This window comes from Escherichia sp. MOD1-EC7011, assembly GCF_002965005.1.
Taxonomy (GTDB): domain Bacteria; phylum Pseudomonadota; class Gammaproteobacteria; order Enterobacterales; family Enterobacteriaceae; genus Escherichia; species Escherichia ruysiae.
Genome location: NZ_PTRD01000022.1, coordinates 97,440 through 114,705, shown reverse-complemented (window position 1 = coordinate 114,705; position 17,266 = coordinate 97,440). Strand labels below are relative to the sequence as shown.

General features: G+C 49.8%; 11 protein-coding genes. 8 read left to right on the top strand and 3 right to left on the bottom strand.

The features are described 5' to 3' along the window. Positions 1–9 precede the first annotated feature (9 nt). Entirely contained in the window at positions 10–2,766 is a 2,757-nt protein-coding gene (gene barA / locus A7098_RS11080) for a two-component sensor histidine kinase BarA (protein WP_000186436.1), read from the bottom strand. A 56-nt stretch (positions 2,767–2,822) separates the two neighbouring features. Here barA and rlmD point away from each other — a divergent pair, with 56 nt between their 5' ends. The 6 genes from rlmD to queE all read left to right on the top strand — a co-directional run bounded on the left by rlmD (position 2,823) and on the right by queE (position 11,349). Continuing rightward, positions 2,823–4,124 (top strand): 23S rRNA (uracil(1939)-C(5))-methyltransferase RlmD, encoded by a 1,302-nt coding sequence (rlmD, locus tag A7098_RS11075; protein WP_105280800.1) that lies wholly within the window; start codon positions 2,823–2,825, stop codon positions 4,122–4,124. A gap of 47 nt (positions 4,125–4,171) precedes the next feature. Continuing rightward, positions 4,172–6,406 (top strand): GTP diphosphokinase, encoded by a 2,235-nt coding sequence (relA, locus tag A7098_RS11070; RefSeq protein WP_105280799.1) that lies wholly within the window; start codon positions 4,172–4,174, stop codon positions 6,404–6,406. 95 nt (positions 6,407–6,501) lie between these two features. After that, the gene (mazG, locus tag A7098_RS11065) at positions 6,502–7,293 is read left to right on the top strand and encodes a nucleoside triphosphate pyrophosphohydrolase (protein WP_001071625.1); all 792 of its coding nucleotides are present in this window, start codon (positions 6,502–6,504) and stop codon (positions 7,291–7,293) included. Positions 7,294–7,520: 227 nt separating this feature from the next. Further along, positions 7,521–9,158 (top strand): glutamine hydrolyzing CTP synthase, encoded by a 1,638-nt coding sequence (gene pyrG / locus A7098_RS11060; RefSeq protein WP_000210857.1) that lies wholly within the window; start codon positions 7,521–7,523, stop codon positions 9,156–9,158. An 87-nt stretch (positions 9,159–9,245) separates the two neighbouring features. Further along, complete coding sequence (eno, locus tag A7098_RS11055; RefSeq protein WP_000036723.1) at positions 9,246–10,544, top strand: phosphopyruvate hydratase; 1,299 nt, start codon at positions 9,246–9,248, stop codon at positions 10,542–10,544. 133 nt (positions 10,545–10,677) lie between these two features. Further along, on the top strand, positions 10,678–11,349 hold the full coding sequence (queE, locus tag A7098_RS11050) for a 7-carboxy-7-deazaguanine synthase QueE (protein ID WP_001199980.1): 672 nt from the start codon (positions 10,678–10,680) through the stop codon (positions 11,347–11,349). Between the two features lie 414 nt (positions 11,350–11,763). On the opposite strand, the gene A7098_RS11045 is transcribed toward queE, so the two are convergent. Beyond that, positions 11,764–13,242 carry an FGGY-family carbohydrate kinase gene (locus tag A7098_RS11045; RefSeq protein WP_105280798.1) on the bottom strand — a complete coding sequence of 493 codons (1,479 nt, stop codon included), beginning with the start codon at positions 13,240–13,242 and terminating at the stop codon, positions 11,764–11,766. Between the two features lie 26 nt (positions 13,243–13,268). Then, complete coding sequence (locus tag A7098_RS11040) at positions 13,269–14,546, bottom strand: MFS transporter (protein WP_105280797.1); 1,278 nt, start codon at positions 14,544–14,546, stop codon at positions 13,269–13,271. A gap of 318 nt (positions 14,547–14,864) precedes the next feature. Here A7098_RS11040 and A7098_RS11035 point away from each other — a divergent pair, with 318 nt between their 5' ends. Then, positions 14,865–15,650 carry an SDR family oxidoreductase gene (locus A7098_RS11035; protein WP_105280796.1) on the top strand — a complete coding sequence of 262 codons (786 nt, stop codon included), beginning with the start codon at positions 14,865–14,867 and terminating at the stop codon, positions 15,648–15,650. A gap of 68 nt (positions 15,651–15,718) precedes the next feature. Continuing rightward, positions 15,719–17,173 carry an FAD-binding oxidoreductase gene (locus A7098_RS11030; RefSeq protein WP_105280795.1) on the top strand — a complete coding sequence of 485 codons (1,455 nt, stop codon included), beginning with the start codon at positions 15,719–15,721 and terminating at the stop codon, positions 17,171–17,173. Positions 17,174–17,266: the final 93 nt, after the last annotated feature.

The following is a 17,266-nucleotide window of genomic DNA, read 5'->3' as shown; positions in this document are numbered from 1 at the left end:
AGACGTCCATTATCCGAGAATTTTGCTGGCTTCTCGCGCCACATTATCCATCTCGTCCAGCAATTCCAGAAGCTCTGGCTCCAAATCTTCTTCTTTAGTACCGCTGCGTAGCTGTTGTTCAATCAGCTGGCAGAGATTCTTCATACGCGGCACACCGCTATAGCCGCAACTGCCATGCAGTTTATGAATTAAATCAACCAGACCTTCCGGGTTTTCTCCAACCAGTTGTTCCTCAACTTTGTTGCGAACTTCTGGCAGGAAATCGAGCAACATTTGCAGCATATCGCGCGCTAAATCGGTTTTTCCTGCTGCCTGGCGTAGTGCCAGTTGCCAGTCGAGGGTTGCATTCTGGTTCACCACAATTTCGTTCACTTCTGGTGTTACGACGCGAGAGGAAATACCGCTGCCAGGCTTGTAGCGCAACAGCAAATTATGCAATCGCTCTTCTTCAATCGGTTTTGCCAGATAATCGCTCATCCCCGCGCCAAGCAGTTTCTCTTTTTGCCCTGCCATCGCATGTGCCGTTACCGCGATAACCGGCGTTTGCTGCTGATGTGGGAGCTGGTGGATGAGTTCGCACGCCCGAATGCCGTCCATGTCCGGCATTTGAATATCCATTAAGATCAAATCGAACGGCATCTGTTTTGCTCGTTCAACGGCCTGATGCCCGCTATCGCAAAGCTCCACATGTTGCACCATATCTTCCAGCAACGCGCCGATAAGTTTCAGGTTAGCGGGGTTGTCATCAACCGCCATGACTGTCATTGCCAGCTTACTTTCATCGGTAACAGGCAAAAGTGTGTTTTGTTTGTGATGACAAAATTCCGTCAGTGCTGGCAACAGGCGCGTAGGCGTTAACGGTTTCAGTAGACACGCGCCGATACCATCTTGCTTGAGTTTTTCGGCATTGACCTGTGCATGACAAGGAAGCGCCAGCATCAGGAAATCGGTCATTGACACCGCTTGCGCCAACCGCTCATGTTGTATCGTCAGCGGCTCGCGGAAGGTCACTGCAATCCCTAACAACATCATGTCGTAATGTGCGGGAGGCAGCGCGGAGAACGTTGGGCTATAAACCACTTCCAGCGGCGTTTCACTTAAAATATCCAGCGTACATTGTGCTGCTGCGGAGTTCGGTTCGACATAGGCAAGACGCTTACCGGCGAGGCACTGGGTAGATGGCCCTTCGATAATAATATTCGGGTTCAGATCGAGATTAATGTGGAACCAGAAGGTAGAACCGCGATTCGGCTGGCTATGGAACGAAATATCGCCGCCCATTTCATTAACCAGTTTCTGTGTGATCACCAGCCCCAGCCCGGTGCCACCATGACGGCGGGAAATACTGGCATCAGCCTGTCGGAAGGCCTGGAATAAGCGCGATTGATCGCGTTCAGGAATACCAATACCGGTATCACGAATCTGCACTTCAATCTGCACTTTAGTATTACTTAGCGCACGTTTTTCTACCAGAATATCAATGTTGCCATTCTCGGTGAATTTAATCGCATTCCCCACCAGGTTAGTGATGATTTGTTGTAAACGCAGTGGGTCACCAATAACGTTATCGGGCACGTCGCTTTTAATATTGAGCGTTAATTCCAGCCCTTTATCGTGAGAAGAATGTGCCAGCAGGGTAACGACTTCATCCAGCGTGCTACGCAATGGGAACGGAATACTTTCCAGAATCAGCTTGCCCGCTTCCAGTTTCGAGAAGTCGAGAACATCATTAATAATTGCCAGCAAATTATTTGCCGAACGTTCAATGGTATTCAGGTGATCGCGCTGTGTTGGCGTTAATTCTGTTTTCAGCGTCAGGCGGGTAAAGCCAATAACACCATTCAGCGGTGTACGCAGCTCATGTGACATATTTGCCAGAAACTCGGATTTAATACGTGCCGCTTCTTGGGCGCGCTTTTTCGCCAAATCCAACTCAACGTTCTGAATTTCCATTTGCTCCAGCGTTTCCCGCAGATCGGACGTCGCCTGGTCGATATTGTGCTGCATCTCTTCGTGATAAGCTGCCAGCGACATTGCCATCGAGTTGATACCGTTTTTCAGCATATCCAGCTCGCCGAGCATAAATCCTTCCACCCGGCTGTCGAGTTGCCCACGACGGATGCGGTCGACGGTATTCACCATGTTACGAATTGGACCGGTTACATCGCGCATTAAGCGCCAGCCAAAAATAAGCGCAATACCGATACAAAACAGCATCATCACACTGGAAATAAAGATCTCTTTATATTGCTGCAAGCGAACCGATTTAAGATCCAGCTCAAGCGCAATATATCCCAACATATTCTGGCTATTTTTGGCATCACTACTGGGCGATTCGTCGGGGGAATAACTCTCAGAAATAATCGGTGTGCGCAGGATCATAATGTCGCCGTCACGTGTGACAGTGAGCTGGCGAGGAAACGGCACGTTGCTGCCGAGCTGCATTGATGAAGGATCAAGATGAAAATTGGAGGTGACAAAGAGTCGGTTATTTTCATCATAAACCGAAATCGCGCGAACAATATCGGAATGGCGACGATGCAGTACGCTTATTAACTGACCGATAGATTCGCGATTTTGCAGGCTCATGCCATATTCGGTAGAAACGGCAAGTGGCTCAATAATGCTGGCACCGGCATCTTCCAGTTGACGCTGCAAGTCGTTATAGCGGTGTACGACGAAAAAGATACTCAGCAATAAACCAATAAGGACGGTCGGTGCCAGGATCAGAATCATCATGCGTGCGCGCAGGCTGTAGTTGGTCATGGAGTTCCGTTATGGGACAATTAAGGTCACACTGTTAAATTGAGAAAGTCTCGCCAATGGCGCAATTCTACTCTGCAAAACGACGCACGACGACGCGTCAGATCATAACCGTTTCAGTCAACGACCTCGACTCTTTTGGTCAGGGCGTGGCGCGACATAACGGCAAAACGCTATTTATCCCCGGATTATTGCCGCACGAAAAAGCGGAAGTGACTGTTACTGAAGATAAAAAACAGTATGCCCGCGCTAAAGTCGTACGGCGGTTAAGCGACAGTCCGGAACGCGAAACGCCACGCTGCCCTCATTTTGGCGTATGCGGTGGCTGTCAGCAACAACACGCCAGCGTGGATTTACAGCAGCGAAGCAAAAGTGCGGCGCTCGCCCGGTTAATGAAACACGACGTCTCTGAAGTGATCGCCGACGTCCCCTGGGGCTATCGGCGTCGTGCGCGTTTAAGTCTGAACTATCAACCTAAAACACAACAACTCCAGATGGGATTTCGCAAAGCGGGTTCCAGTGACATTGTCGATGTTAAACAATGCCCTGTTTTAGTGCCCCAACTTGAAGCATTGCTGCCCAAAGTCAGAGCATGTCTGACGAGCTTACAGGGAATGCGCCACCTTGGGCATGTTGAACTGGTGCAGGCAACCAGCGGCACGCTGATAATTTTGCGCCATACCGCACCGCTAAGTTCGGCTGATCGCGAAAAACTGGAACGCTTTTCGCATTCTGAAGGCCTGGATCTGTATCTCGCCCCCGATAGTGAGATACTCGAAACGGTCTCTGGTGAGATGCCCTGGTATGACTCAAACGGGTTGCGCTTAACTTTTAGCCCGCGCGATTTTATTCAGGTCAACGCGGGCGTGAATCAGAAAATGGTGGCGCGCGCGCTGGAGTGGCTGGATGTGCAACCTGACGAGCGCGTGCTGGATCTGTTCTGCGGCATGGGCAATTTTACGCTGCCGTTAGCCACTCGTGCGGCAAACGTGGTGGGCGTAGAAGGTGTTCCGGCACTGGTGGAAAAAGGCCAGCAGAATGCGCGCCTTAATGGCTTACAAAATGTGACGTTTTATCACGAAAATCTTGAAGAAGATGTCACAAAGCAGCCGTGGGCGAAAAGCGGCTTCGATAAAGTGTTGCTGGACCCAGCGCGAGCAGGTGCCGCAGGTGTTATGCAACAAATTATAAAACTGGAACCCATTCGTATAGTTTATGTATCCTGTAACCCTGCAACGCTGGCTCGGGATAGCGAAGCGTTATTAAAAGCAGGATATACCATTGCGCGGCTGGCGATGCTGGATATGTTCCCACACACGGGACATCTGGAATCGATGGTACTTTTCTCGCGCGTAAAATAGTTACGATTTGCTGATTTCGGCAGGTCTGGTCCCTAAAGGAGAGGACGATGGTTGCGGTAAGAAGTGCACATATCAATAAGGCTGGTGAATTTGATCCGCAAAAATGGATCGCAAGTCTGGGTATTACCAGCCAGAAGTCGTGTGAGTGCTTAGCCGAAACCTGGGCGTATTGTCTGCAGCAGACGCAGGGGCATCCGGATGCCAGTCTGCTATTGTGGCGTGGTGTTGAGATGGTGGAGATCCTCTCGACATTAAGTATGGACATTGACACGCTGCGGGCGGCGCTGCTGTTCCCTCTGGCGGATGCCAACGTAGTCAGCGAAGATGTGCTGCGTGAGAGCGTCGGTAAGTCGGTCGTGAATCTCATTCACGGTGTGCGTGATATGGCGGCGATCCGCCAGCTGAAAGCGACGCACACCGATTCTGTTTCCTCTGAACAGGTCGATAACGTTCGCCGGATGTTATTGGCGATGGTCGATGATTTTCGCTGCGTGGTCATCAAACTGGCAGAGCGTATTGCTCATCTGCGCGAAGTAAAAGACGCGCCGGAAGATGAACGCGTACTGGCGGCAAAAGAGTGCACCAATATCTACGCGCCGCTGGCGAACCGTCTCGGGATCGGGCAACTGAAATGGGAGCTGGAAGATTACTGCTTCCGTTATCTCCACCCGACCGAATACAAACGCATTGCAAAACTGCTGCATGAACGCCGCCTCGACCGCGAACACTACATCGAAGAGTTTGTCGGTCATCTGCGCGCTGAGATGAAAGCTGAAGGCGTTAAAGCTGAAGTGTATGGTCGTCCGAAACACATCTACAGCATCTGGCGCAAAATGCAGAAAAAGAATCTCGCCTTTGATGAGCTGTTTGATGTGCGTGCAGTACGTATTGTCGCCGAGCGTTTACAGGACTGCTACGCCGCGTTGGGGATAGTGCACACTCACTATCGCCATCTGCCGGATGAGTTCGACGATTACGTCGCGAACCCGAAACCGAACGGTTATCAGTCTATTCACACCGTGGTGCTGGGGCCGGGCGGTAAAACCGTTGAGATCCAAATCCGCACCAAACAGATGCATGAAGATGCAGAACTGGGCGTTGCTGCGCACTGGAAATACAAAGAAGGCGCGGCTGCTGGCGGCGCACGTTCGGGACATGAAGACCGGATTGCCTGGCTGCGTAAACTGATTGCGTGGCAGGAAGAGATGGCCGATTCCGGCGAAATGCTCGACGAAGTACGCAGCCAGGTCTTTGACGACCGGGTGTACGTCTTTACGCCGAAAGGTGATGTGGTTGATTTACCTGCGGGATCAACGCCGCTGGACTTCGCTTACCACATCCACAGTGATGTCGGACACCGCTGCATCGGGGCAAAAATTGGCGGGCGCATCGTGCCGTTCACCTACCAGTTGCAGATGGGCGACCAGATCGAAATTATCACCCAGAAACAGCCGAACCCCAGCCGTGACTGGTTAAACCCAAACCTCGGTTACGTCACAACCAGCCGTGGGCGTTCGAAAATTCACGCCTGGTTCCGTAAACAGGATCGTGACAAAAATATTCTGGCTGGGCGGCAAATCCTTGACGACGAGCTGGAACATCTGGGGATCAGCCTGAAAGAAGCAGAAAAACACCTGCTGCCGCGTTACAACTTCAATGATGTTGATGAGTTGCTGGCGGCGATTGGCGGCGGGGATATCCGTCTCAATCAGATGGTGAACTTCCTGCAATCGCAATTTAATAAGCCGAGTGCCGAAGAGCAGGACGCCGCCGCGCTGAAGCAGCTTCAGCAAAAAAGCTATACGCCGCAAAACCGCAGTAAAGATAACGGTCGCGTGGTGGTAGAAGGTGTCGGCAACCTGATGCACCACATCGCACGCTGCTGCCAGCCGATTCCTGGGGATGAGATTGTCGGCTTTATTACCCAGGGACGTGGTATTTCAGTACACCGCGCCGATTGCGAACAACTGGCGGAACTGCGCTCTCATGCGCCGGAACGCATTGTTGACGCGGTATGGGGCGAAAGCTACTCCGCTGGGTATTCGCTGGTGGTTCGCGTAACGGCGAACGATCGTAGCGGTCTGTTGCGTGATATCACCACCATTCTCGCCAACGAGAAGGTGAACGTACTGGGCGTGGCCAGCCGTAGCGATACCAAACAGCAACTGGCGACCATCGACATGACCATTGAGATTTATAACCTGCAGGTGCTGGGGCGCGTGTTGGGTAAGCTCAATCAGGTGCCGGACGTTATCGACGCGCGTCGGTTGCACGGGAGTTAATCTTACATAGCTGGATATGGCGTCAGCCGTATCCAGCGATATCTTTTACTCGAAGGTATTACACCTGACAGACCCGCAATTTTCAGGACATTCCAATGAATCAAATCGACCGTTTGCTCACTATTATGCAGCGTCTTCGCGACCCGGATAACGGCTGCCCGTGGGATAAAGAGCAGACATTCGCCTCTATTGCACCTTATACCCTTGAAGAAACCTACGAAGTGCTGGATGCCATTGCCCGCGAAGATTTTGACGATCTGCGCGGTGAACTTGGCGATCTGCTGTTCCAGGTGGTGTTTTACGCGCAAATGGCCCAGGAAGAAGGGCGCTTTGACTTTAATGATATTTGCGCTGCGATTAGCGATAAATTAGAGCGTCGCCATCCGCATGTTTTTGCCGACAGTTCTGCCGAAAACAGCAGTGAAGTGCTTGCCCGTTGGGAGCAAATAAAAACTGAAGAACGCGCACAGAAAGCGCAGCATTCGGCGCTGGACGATATTCCTCGTAGTTTACCGGCCTTAATGCGTGCGCAAAAAATCCAGAAACGCTGCGCCAACGTTGGCTTCGACTGGACAACACTTGGCCCCGTGGTCGATAAAGTCTACGAAGAGATCGACGAGGTGATGTACGAGGCGCGGCAGGCTGTTGTCGACCAGGCTAAACTGGAGGAAGAAATGGGTGACCTGCTGTTTGCTACGGTCAACCTGGCTCGCCATTTAGGGACAAAAGCGGAAATTGCATTGCAAAAAGCAAACGAAAAATTCGAGCGTCGTTTTCGCGAAGTGGAGCGTATTGTTGCCGCGCGTGGACTGGAAATGACAGGTGTTGACCTCGAAACAATGGAAGAAGTCTGGCAACAGGTAAAACGGCAGGAAATTGATCTCTAAGGGAATTACGCGGTCAAGCGCGATTTGTGTCATTTTTTAAATGACAAGCGATTGATTTGCGTCAAAAACATTTACCCCAAAGGGGCTATTTTCTCACTCCTGATTTCAATAGTGCGCTGGCGAAGAGGAGGGATAATGAAAGTTTGTGGCACAGGTCATGTTCGGGTATACTGCTTTCCCGTCCTGGTTATTCCATCGTCTTTTCAACCTAACTTCTCAGGTTCAGCATGACAACGAACTATATTTTTGTGACCGGCGGGGTCGTATCCTCTCTGGGTAAAGGCATTGCCGCAGCCTCCCTCGCAGCCATTCTTGAAGCCCGTGGCCTCAATGTGACCATCATGAAACTGGATCCGTACATCAACGTCGATCCAGGTACTATGAGCCCAATCCAACACGGGGAAGTGTTCGTTACTGAAGACGGCGCTGAAACCGACCTGGACCTGGGGCACTACGAGCGTTTCATTCGTACCAAAATGAGCCGCCGTAACAACTTCACCACGGGTCGTATCTACTCTGACGTTCTGCGTAAAGAACGCCGTGGCGACTATCTCGGCGCAACCGTACAGGTTATCCCGCACATTACTAACGCTATCAAAGAACGCGTTCTTGCCGGTGGCGAAGGCCACGACGTGGTTCTGGTCGAAATCGGCGGTACTGTAGGTGATATTGAATCTCTGCCGTTCCTCGAAGCGATTCGCCAGTTGGCTGTTGAAATTGGCCGCGAACATACTCTGTTTATGCACCTGACGCTGGTGCCGTACATGGCAGCGTCTGGTGAAGTGAAAACCAAACCGACTCAGCACTCTGTAAAAGAGCTGCTCTCCATCGGTATCCAGCCTGACATCCTGATTTGTCGTTCAGATCGCGCCGTACCGGCAAACGAACGTGCGAAGATTGCATTGTTCTGTAATGTTCCGGAAAAAGCGGTTATTTCTCTGAAAGACGTCGATTCCATCTATAAAATTCCGGGCCTGTTGAAATCTCAGGGGCTGGACGATTATATTTGTAAACGATTCAGCTTGAACTGCCCGGAAGCGGATCTGTCCGAATGGGAACAGGTTATCTTTGAAGAAGCGAATCCGGTGAGTGAAGTCACCATCGGTATGGTCGGTAAGTACATCGAACTGCCGGACGCTTACAAATCCGTGATTGAAGCACTGAAACACGGTGGGCTGAAGAATCGTGTCAGCGTCAACATCAAACTGATCGATTCACAAGATGTTGAAACGCGCGGTGTTGAAATCCTTAAAGGTCTGGACGCGATCCTCGTACCTGGCGGTTTCGGCTATCGTGGCGTAGAAGGCATGATTACTACCGCACGCTTTGCGCGTGAGAACAATATTCCTTATCTGGGCATTTGCCTGGGTATGCAGGTGGCGTTAATTGATTACGCTCGACATGTTGCCAACATGGAGAACGCCAACTCTACGGAATTTGTGCCAGACTGTAAGTACCCGGTTGTGGCGCTGATTACCGAGTGGCGTGATGAAAACGGCAACGTTGAAGTTCGTAGCGAGAAGAGCGATCTCGGTGGCACCATGCGTCTCGGCGCACAGCAGTGCCAGTTGGTTGACGATAGCCTGGTTCGCCAGCTGTACAATGCGCCGACAATTGTTGAGCGTCATCGTCACCGTTACGAAGTCAACAACATGCTGTTGAAACAGATTGAAGATGCAGGTCTGCGCGTTGCGGGCCGTTCCGGGGATGATCAGTTGGTCGAGATCATCGAAGTTCCGAATCACCCGTGGTTCGTGGCTTGCCAGTTCCATCCGGAGTTTACTTCTACTCCACGTGATGGTCACCCGCTGTTTGCAGGCTTTGTGAAAGCCGCCAGTGAGTTCCAGAAACGTCAGGCGAAGTAAGTAAAAAAGTTAGAACGGCAACGCGTACCCAGGGTACGCGTTGTTTGTCTGGAGTTTTAGTTTAACTAGTGACTTGAGGAAACCCTAATGTCCAAAATCGTAAAAATCATCGGTCGTGAAATCATCGACTCCCGTGGTAACCCGACTGTTGAAGCCGAAGTACACCTGGAGGGTGGTTTCGTCGGTATGGCAGCTGCTCCGTCAGGTGCTTCTACTGGTTCCCGTGAAGCACTGGAACTGCGCGATGGCGACAAATCCCGTTTCCTGGGCAAAGGCGTAACCAAAGCTGTTGCTGCGGTAAACGGCCCGATCGCTCAGGCGCTAATTGGCAAAGATGCTAAAGATCAGGCTGGCATTGACAAGATCATGATCGACCTGGACGGCACTGAAAACAAATCCAAATTCGGCGCGAACGCAATCCTGGCTGTATCTCTGGCTAACGCCAAAGCTGCTGCAGCTGCTAAAGGTATGCCGCTGTACGAGCACATCGCTGAACTGAACGGTACTCCGGGCAAATACTCCATGCCGGTTCCGATGATGAACATCATCAACGGTGGTGAGCACGCTGACAACAACGTTGATATCCAGGAATTCATGATTCAGCCGGTTGGCGCGAAAACTGTGAAAGAAGCCATCCGCATGGGTTCTGAAGTTTTCCATCACCTGGCAAAAGTTCTGAAAGCGAAAGGCATGAACACTGCAGTTGGTGACGAAGGTGGCTATGCGCCGAACCTGGGTTCCAACGCTGAAGCTCTGGCTGTTATCGCTGAAGCTGTTAAAGCTGCTGGTTATGAACTGGGCAAAGACATCACTCTGGCGATGGACTGCGCAGCTTCTGAATTCTACAAAGACGGTAAATACGTTCTGGCTGGCGAAGGCAACAAAGCGTTCACCTCTGAAGAATTCACTCACTTCCTGGAAGAACTGACCAAACAGTATCCGATCGTTTCTATCGAAGACGGTCTGGACGAATCTGACTGGGACGGTTTCGCATACCAGACCAAAGTTCTGGGCGACAAAATCCAGCTGGTTGGTGACGACCTGTTCGTAACCAACACCAAGATCCTGAAAGAAGGTATCGAAAAAGGTATCGCTAACTCCATCCTGATCAAATTCAACCAGATCGGTTCTCTGACCGAAACTCTGGCTGCAATCAAGATGGCGAAAGATGCTGGCTACACTGCAGTTATCTCTCACCGTTCTGGCGAAACTGAAGACGCTACCATCGCTGACCTGGCTGTTGGTACTGCTGCAGGCCAGATCAAAACTGGTTCTATGAGCCGTTCTGACCGCGTTGCTAAATACAACCAGCTGATTCGTATTGAAGAAGCTCTGGGCGAAAAAGCACCGTACAACGGTCGTAAAGAGATCAAAGGCCAGGCATAAGTCTGACTTAGCATCTTAATAAAAAACCCGCTTCGGCGGGTTTTTTTACGTCCATTTATAGCACAGCCGCTGCGCATGACCGGGCGGGGGAAATCTGCAATAATTAACAATTATCCACTTTACAGAGAATGCTATGCAGTACCCGATTAACGAGATGTTCCAGACCCTGCAAGGTGAGGGTTACTTTACCGGCGTCCCCGCCATTTTTATTCGTTTACAGGGATGCCCGGTCGGCTGTGCCTGGTGTGATACCAAACACACATGGGAAAAACTTGAGGATCGGGAAGTTTCTCTTTTTAGCATTTTGGCGAAAACCAAAGAGAGTGATAAGTGGGGGGCTGCGAGCAGCGAAGATTTGTTAGCGGTCATTAGTCGTCAGGGGTATACCGCGCGTCACGTGGTGATTACTGGTGGTGAACCTTGCATTCATGATTTGCTGCCATTGACTGACCTGCTCGAAAAGAATGGTTTTAGCTGCCAGATCGAAACCAGCGGCACTCATGAAGTGCGTTGCACACCGAATACCTGGGTTACCGTGTCGCCAAAGCTGAACATGCGCGGCGGCTATGAAGTGTTGTCTCAGGCGCTGGAACGAGCTAATGAAATTAAACATCCGGTTGGACGCGTACGGGATATTGAAGCACTGGATGAATTGTTGGCGACGCTGACCGATGATAAACCGCGAGTCATTGCCCTTCAGCCGATTAGTCAGAAAGAAGATGCCACGCGTTTATGTATCGATACCTGCATTGCGCGGAACTGGCGTTTGTCGATGCAAACGCATAAATATTTGAATATTGCCTGACTAAACATTTATAAGCGTTATAAATGGGTGGAACCTGTAAAAGAATTCCACTCATTTATATTCTTTGTCGCCTCTGAAAAACCTCCATTTTGCTTATCCTGGACTAATCATTGCCATTCTCTACAAATTCTGTGGCGTTAATTTTTCGCTGGTGTGAAAATTATTGCGGTGAAGTTTGGCAGATTTTAGTTTTTATAGATTTATTTTAAATATTTACCTTTTCAGTCAATGGATTAAGTGCTCTTTAACATAGTAGATGTGTTGTTTGTGTGATCCTGTAAAGTTGGTAGATTGTGACTGGCTTAAAAAATCATTAATTAATAATAGGTTATGTTTAGAGAGTTCCCCGTGTCAGTGGGGATAAACCTTTCAGTAGGGTTCAGCCCGGGCAGTTTCCCGCCCGGTCTTCCTTACTTACGCATTCGACCAGCTCTGGATCGAATCCGCACTCCCCAGCTCACCATGCATCACTTCATACGATTTTTTCAAAATCACATCTGTGTGTTTGGTTAGGTCTTTGAAAATGCCTTTATTCATCGCGTCGTAGCGTTTGGCATTGCACTCAACAGGCATAAAGATATCTTTCACGCGAACCATTTTGTCGACTGCCGTTGCGTAATCCGGATACAGACCCAGACCTACCGCCGTATTGATTGCTGCTCCCAAACTTGCACAGCCGTTAATGGCGTTACGCCGTGCCGGAAGGTTGAACACGTCGGCAAAAATTTGCATAAACAGATCGCTGTTCGAACCGCCGCCAGTAATGATCACATGTTTGGCAAAGTGATTCATTTCATTACACATATTGTCGTAATTATTCTTCAGCGTCAGCGCCACGCTTTCCAGAATCGAACGATATATCCATGCGTAGTCCATGCTGGAATCAAAGCCGATCATAATCCCGCGTTTATACGGTTCCCACGGGTTGGTCAGCCAGTCCAGCACCGTCATCAGTCCGTTACAACCCGGTGGTACGCAAGACGCCTTTTTGTTGAGCAAATCTTCCGGCGACAGATTCTGCGCTTTGGCATCCTGAATTAACGACTCGCCTAACATGTCGCGTAGCCAGCTTACCGTCCACATGCCTTTTCGAATACCGTAACCTTCATAAAGCAACGTTTGCGGAATAGAAGACATAATCGGCCAGTACGCTACCGGATCTTTCGGCAGTGCTTTGCCGTTCATCATCAGCGCGATATAGGTGCCTAATGAAATCACTGCCGTTTCATCGTCCAGTAACCCGGCACCTAGTGCTTCTACCGGTTTATCACTGGTGGTACACACCACCGGCAGCCCGGCCGGGAAATGTGTCGCCAGTGCAGCTTGTGGTGTGATATGCCCAAGCACGGTGCCCGGCATTTGCACATCAAACAGCATTTGGCGAGGGATATTAAACTTCTCCATCACTGCGGCATCTTCGCCCCATGCCCAGGTTTTATAATCCACTGGCCACTGACCAAAATAGTTAGCGATATTGTCTTTAAACTCGCCCGTTAAACGGTGCGTCAGGTAGCCCGAAAAAGAGGTGACATACGCCACGTCAGGATTAGTGTGTTCGTAGGGACGCGTTACGCGTGCATCCTGCCAGCTAATCAACGGCGCGGCTGGCGTACCATCGGCTTTCAATAACGCACGGCAGCAACGGATTGATCCCAGACCAATGCCAACAATATCTTCTTTATTTCCGGCAAACTGGCTCATCAAATCGTGACCGGCAAAACATAATGATGCCCATAAATCATCGTCAGGATGTTCTGCGGTATCGGCATCCGGCGTGTGCATCGGCTGTAATAAGCCTTTGCCTTCGCAAACCACGTTACCTTCCAGATCGTACATCACCACTTTTGTGCTCTGACTTCCGCCATCAATCCCTATGATGTATTTTTTCGACATGATTTTTCTCCTGTAATTTTTCTGGCTTACTTGCTGTTAGCCATTGCGGGGGCGCTATCAGCAGTACGAATTTTTTGGAACAGCAAAAAGGTAAAGACGATCACCATGCCAAGCGCCGCCATGCCCATCAGCCACATGTTGCGGTAGGCTTCTGCTGCGGGCAGAGTGTCTTGCCAGTGGCCGATAATTGGGTAAACGAAGACATCCGGCAGGAATCCAATCACTGAACAAATTCCTACCGTGGTGCCCATAATGTAAGACAGCGTTCTCGCTTCGCCGGGGCAGGCCCAGTACAACCCACGTGAGGCGTAGCAGGTGAATCCCAGCAGTAAAATCAGGCCAATCCCCATCGCGACCGATTGCGGGTTAGAGTTGGTGACGAGCAGGGCAGTCAGCGCCAGTAAACCGATTACGGAAAGGATTTGGATCACGCGGGTAGGAGATTTCACGTTGCTGTAGGTGGTGATAATGCCGCCAAGCGGACCGCACAGCGCGCGGAAGATTTTATTGATCACAATCCCCATGTAGCTCGCCGCCACCAGCGACATGCCATACATTTCGGTCAGATAGTTGGTGGAGTAACTCAGAATGGCGTAGATGGTGAAGACGCCAAAAATCACCATGCTGCAATACCAGGTTGTGCTGATGCGCAAAACGGCCAGGATGTCGCTAAGCTGGAATGACTGTTTTTCTTCGTTATTGGTACTACGCAGGCTATTGTTATCACTAACAAAAAACCAGCACAAGATGCCCAGCAGAATGTAAACCACACTGTAGATGATAATGACCGTTTTCAGGCTGGCACTGTCATCCGGTGCGAAGCGGGAAAAGACCCACATGGTAAACACCGCCAGCGACATTACGCCGACGCCGCGCAGCCCTTCCATCCAGCCCATGATCTTCCCTTGCTCGCTATGATCGCCAAGCAATGAGGCGGCTTTTATCGATACCGACCACAGCATTAAAATCGTCGTTATCGCAAACGCGACCTGGATACAAAGCATTACCCATAATGGTGGATATGTTGCCATTATCAGGCCTAATAATCCGGTAATGATCATCGCGGAAGTAATCATTTTGCGGTGTGAAAATTTATCGGCAATAACGCCGCTGGGGGCATAAAGAATAATAGCCGCAATACCAAAGGTACTCATTATTAAACCTATCTCGGTATTGCTGAATCCCATAAATTTCGCCATGGGAATTTGGTAAATATAACGTAAATAAGCCAGATCGAAACTAACGCCGCCGCTAAAACTGATTATCGCGAGGGTTATCCAACGGCGATATGAGTTGTGTTGCATATCGTATTCCCATTTGTAATAGACAAAAAAAAGAGAAAAGTAAGCCGCCCTTTCAGGAGGATTACTTTTCTCAGGTCTCTAGTAATTGCGATAAGAAATAACATGGAAAGCAGAGGTGTTGTGTGAGAGTAATCACGATTCTACTTTTTAAAAACATTTGACAATACAAATAGCACACTGTGATTATGATCACATAAGCGATTATGTCCTTATGCTAAAAATTATTCCCAGTTACCAGAGATAATGAGAAAGGTAACTTCCCTCTCGCGGGGGAAGTTACCTTTCTTTTTTTTTGTCTTACGGAAATTGGAGCTAACTATGTCAATCGAATCTCTCAATGCGTTCTCAATGGATTTTTTCTCCCTGAAAGGTAAAACGGCAATTGTTACCGGTGGGAATAGCGGATTAGGCCAGGCATTTGCGATGGCACTGGCAAAAGCAGGTGCAAATATCTTTATTCCAAGCTTCGTCAAAGATAATGGCGAAACAAAGGAAATGATTGAAAAACAGGGCGTTGAAGTTGATTTTATGCAGGTGGATATCACCGCAGAAGGCGCGCCACAGAAGGTCATCTCCGCCTGTTGTGAGCGTTTTGGCACCGTCGATATTCTGGTCAATAACGCAGGTATTTGTAAGCTGAATAAGGTGCTGGACTTCGGTCGTGCTGACTGGGACCCGATGATTGATGTGAACCTGACAGCCGCTTTTGAGCTGAGTTACGAAGCGGCAAAAATTATGATCCCGCAAAAAAGCGGTAAAATCATTAATATCTGTTCATTGTTTTCTTACCTGGGCGGGCAATGGTCTCCAGCATATTCTGCCACTAAACACGCCCTTGCCGGATTCACCAAAGCTTATTGTGATGAACTAGGTCAATATAATATTCAGGTAAATGGTATTGCCCCTGGCTATTATGCAACAGATATTACGCTGGCGACACGCAGTAATCCAGAAACTAATCAGCGTGTTCTTGACCATATTCCGGCAAACCGTTGGGGTGATACTCAGGATTTAATGGGGGCAGCAATATTCCTCGCAAGTCCGGCTTCAAACTATGTTAATGGTCATTTGCTGGTTGTTGATGGCGGTTATTTAGTGCGCTAATCCATAACGGTGGTTTCTGTTTTTTTTATTAATGACTATTCCATTTTTATTATCAGGAAGGAATTATTATGTCTTTATCTCGCGTAGCGATTGTCGACCAGCTAAAGGAAATTGTTGGTGCAGATCGCGTTATTACCGATGAAACTGTATTAAAGAAAAATAGCATTGACCGTTTTCGTAAATTTCCGGATATTCATGGTATTTATACTTTGCCTATTCCGGCAGCGGTCGTAAAACTCGGTTCCACAGAACAAGTATCCCGTGTGCTGAATTTTATGAATGCGCACAAAATTAACGGTGTGCCGCGTACCGGCGCTTCCGCCACCGAAGGTGGACTGGAAACCGTAGTGGAAAACTCGGTGGTGCTCGATGGCTCCGCCATGAATCAAATCATTAATATTGATATTGAGAATATGCAGGCGACGGCGCAATGTGGCGTTCCGCTGGAAGTGCTGGAAAACGCGTTGCGTGAAAAAGGCTACACCACGGGGCATTCACCGCAGTCAAAACCGCTGGCGCAGATGGGCGGCCTGGTGGCGACTCGCAGTATCGGACAGTTCTCCACACTCTACGGCGCTATTGAGGATATGGTCGTTGGTCTGGAAGCGGTACTGGCAGATGGCACCGTGACACGCATTAAAAACGTGCCACGCCGCGCGGCTGGCCCGGACATTCGTCACATCATCATCGGCAACGAAGGCGCACTGTGCTATATCACTGAAGTGACAGTGAAAATCTTCAAATTCACCCCGGAAAACAACCTCTTCTACGGCTATATTCTGGAAGACATGAAAACTGGCTTCAACATCCTGCGTGAAATCATGGTGGAAGGGTATCGTCCGTCGATCGCTCGTTTGTATGACGCTGAAGACGGCACCCAACACTTCACCCATTTTGCTGACGGAAAATGTGTGCTGATCTTTATGGCTGAAGGTAACCCTCGCATTGCGAAGGCGACGGGAGAAGGGATTGCGGAAATCGTTGCCCGCTACCCGCAATGCCAGCGTGTGGACAGCAAGCTGATCGAAACCTGGTTTAACAACCTGAACTGGGGACCGGATAAAGTGGCTGCCGAACGTGTGCAAATCCTCAAAACCGGCAACATGGGCTTTACCACCGAAGTGTCCGGCTGCTGGAGCTGCATTCACGAAATTTACGAAAGCGTCATCAACCGTATTCGTACCGAGTTCCCACACGCCGACGACATCACCATGCTGGGCGGTCACTCCTCTCACAGCTACCAGAACGGCACCAACATGTACTTCGTTTACGACTACAACGTTGTTGACTGTAAGCCGGAAGAGGAAATCGACAAGTACCATAATCCGCTCAACAAAATTATCTGCGAAGAAACCATTCGCCTCGGTGGTTCGATGGTGCACCACCACGGTATCGGTAAACATCGCGTTCACTGGAGCAAGCTGGAACACGGCAGCGCGTGGGCATTGCTGGAAAGACTGAAAAAGCAGTTCGATCCTAACGGCATTATGAACACGGGTACTATCTATCCGATTGAAAAATAATATTCCAGGCAGCGTCCCGCGATGACGGGACGTTGCCTTTTCGGCTTCTCAACCGGGAAGCCGTTCTTATTACCGGACAATGAAGGGGTAAAG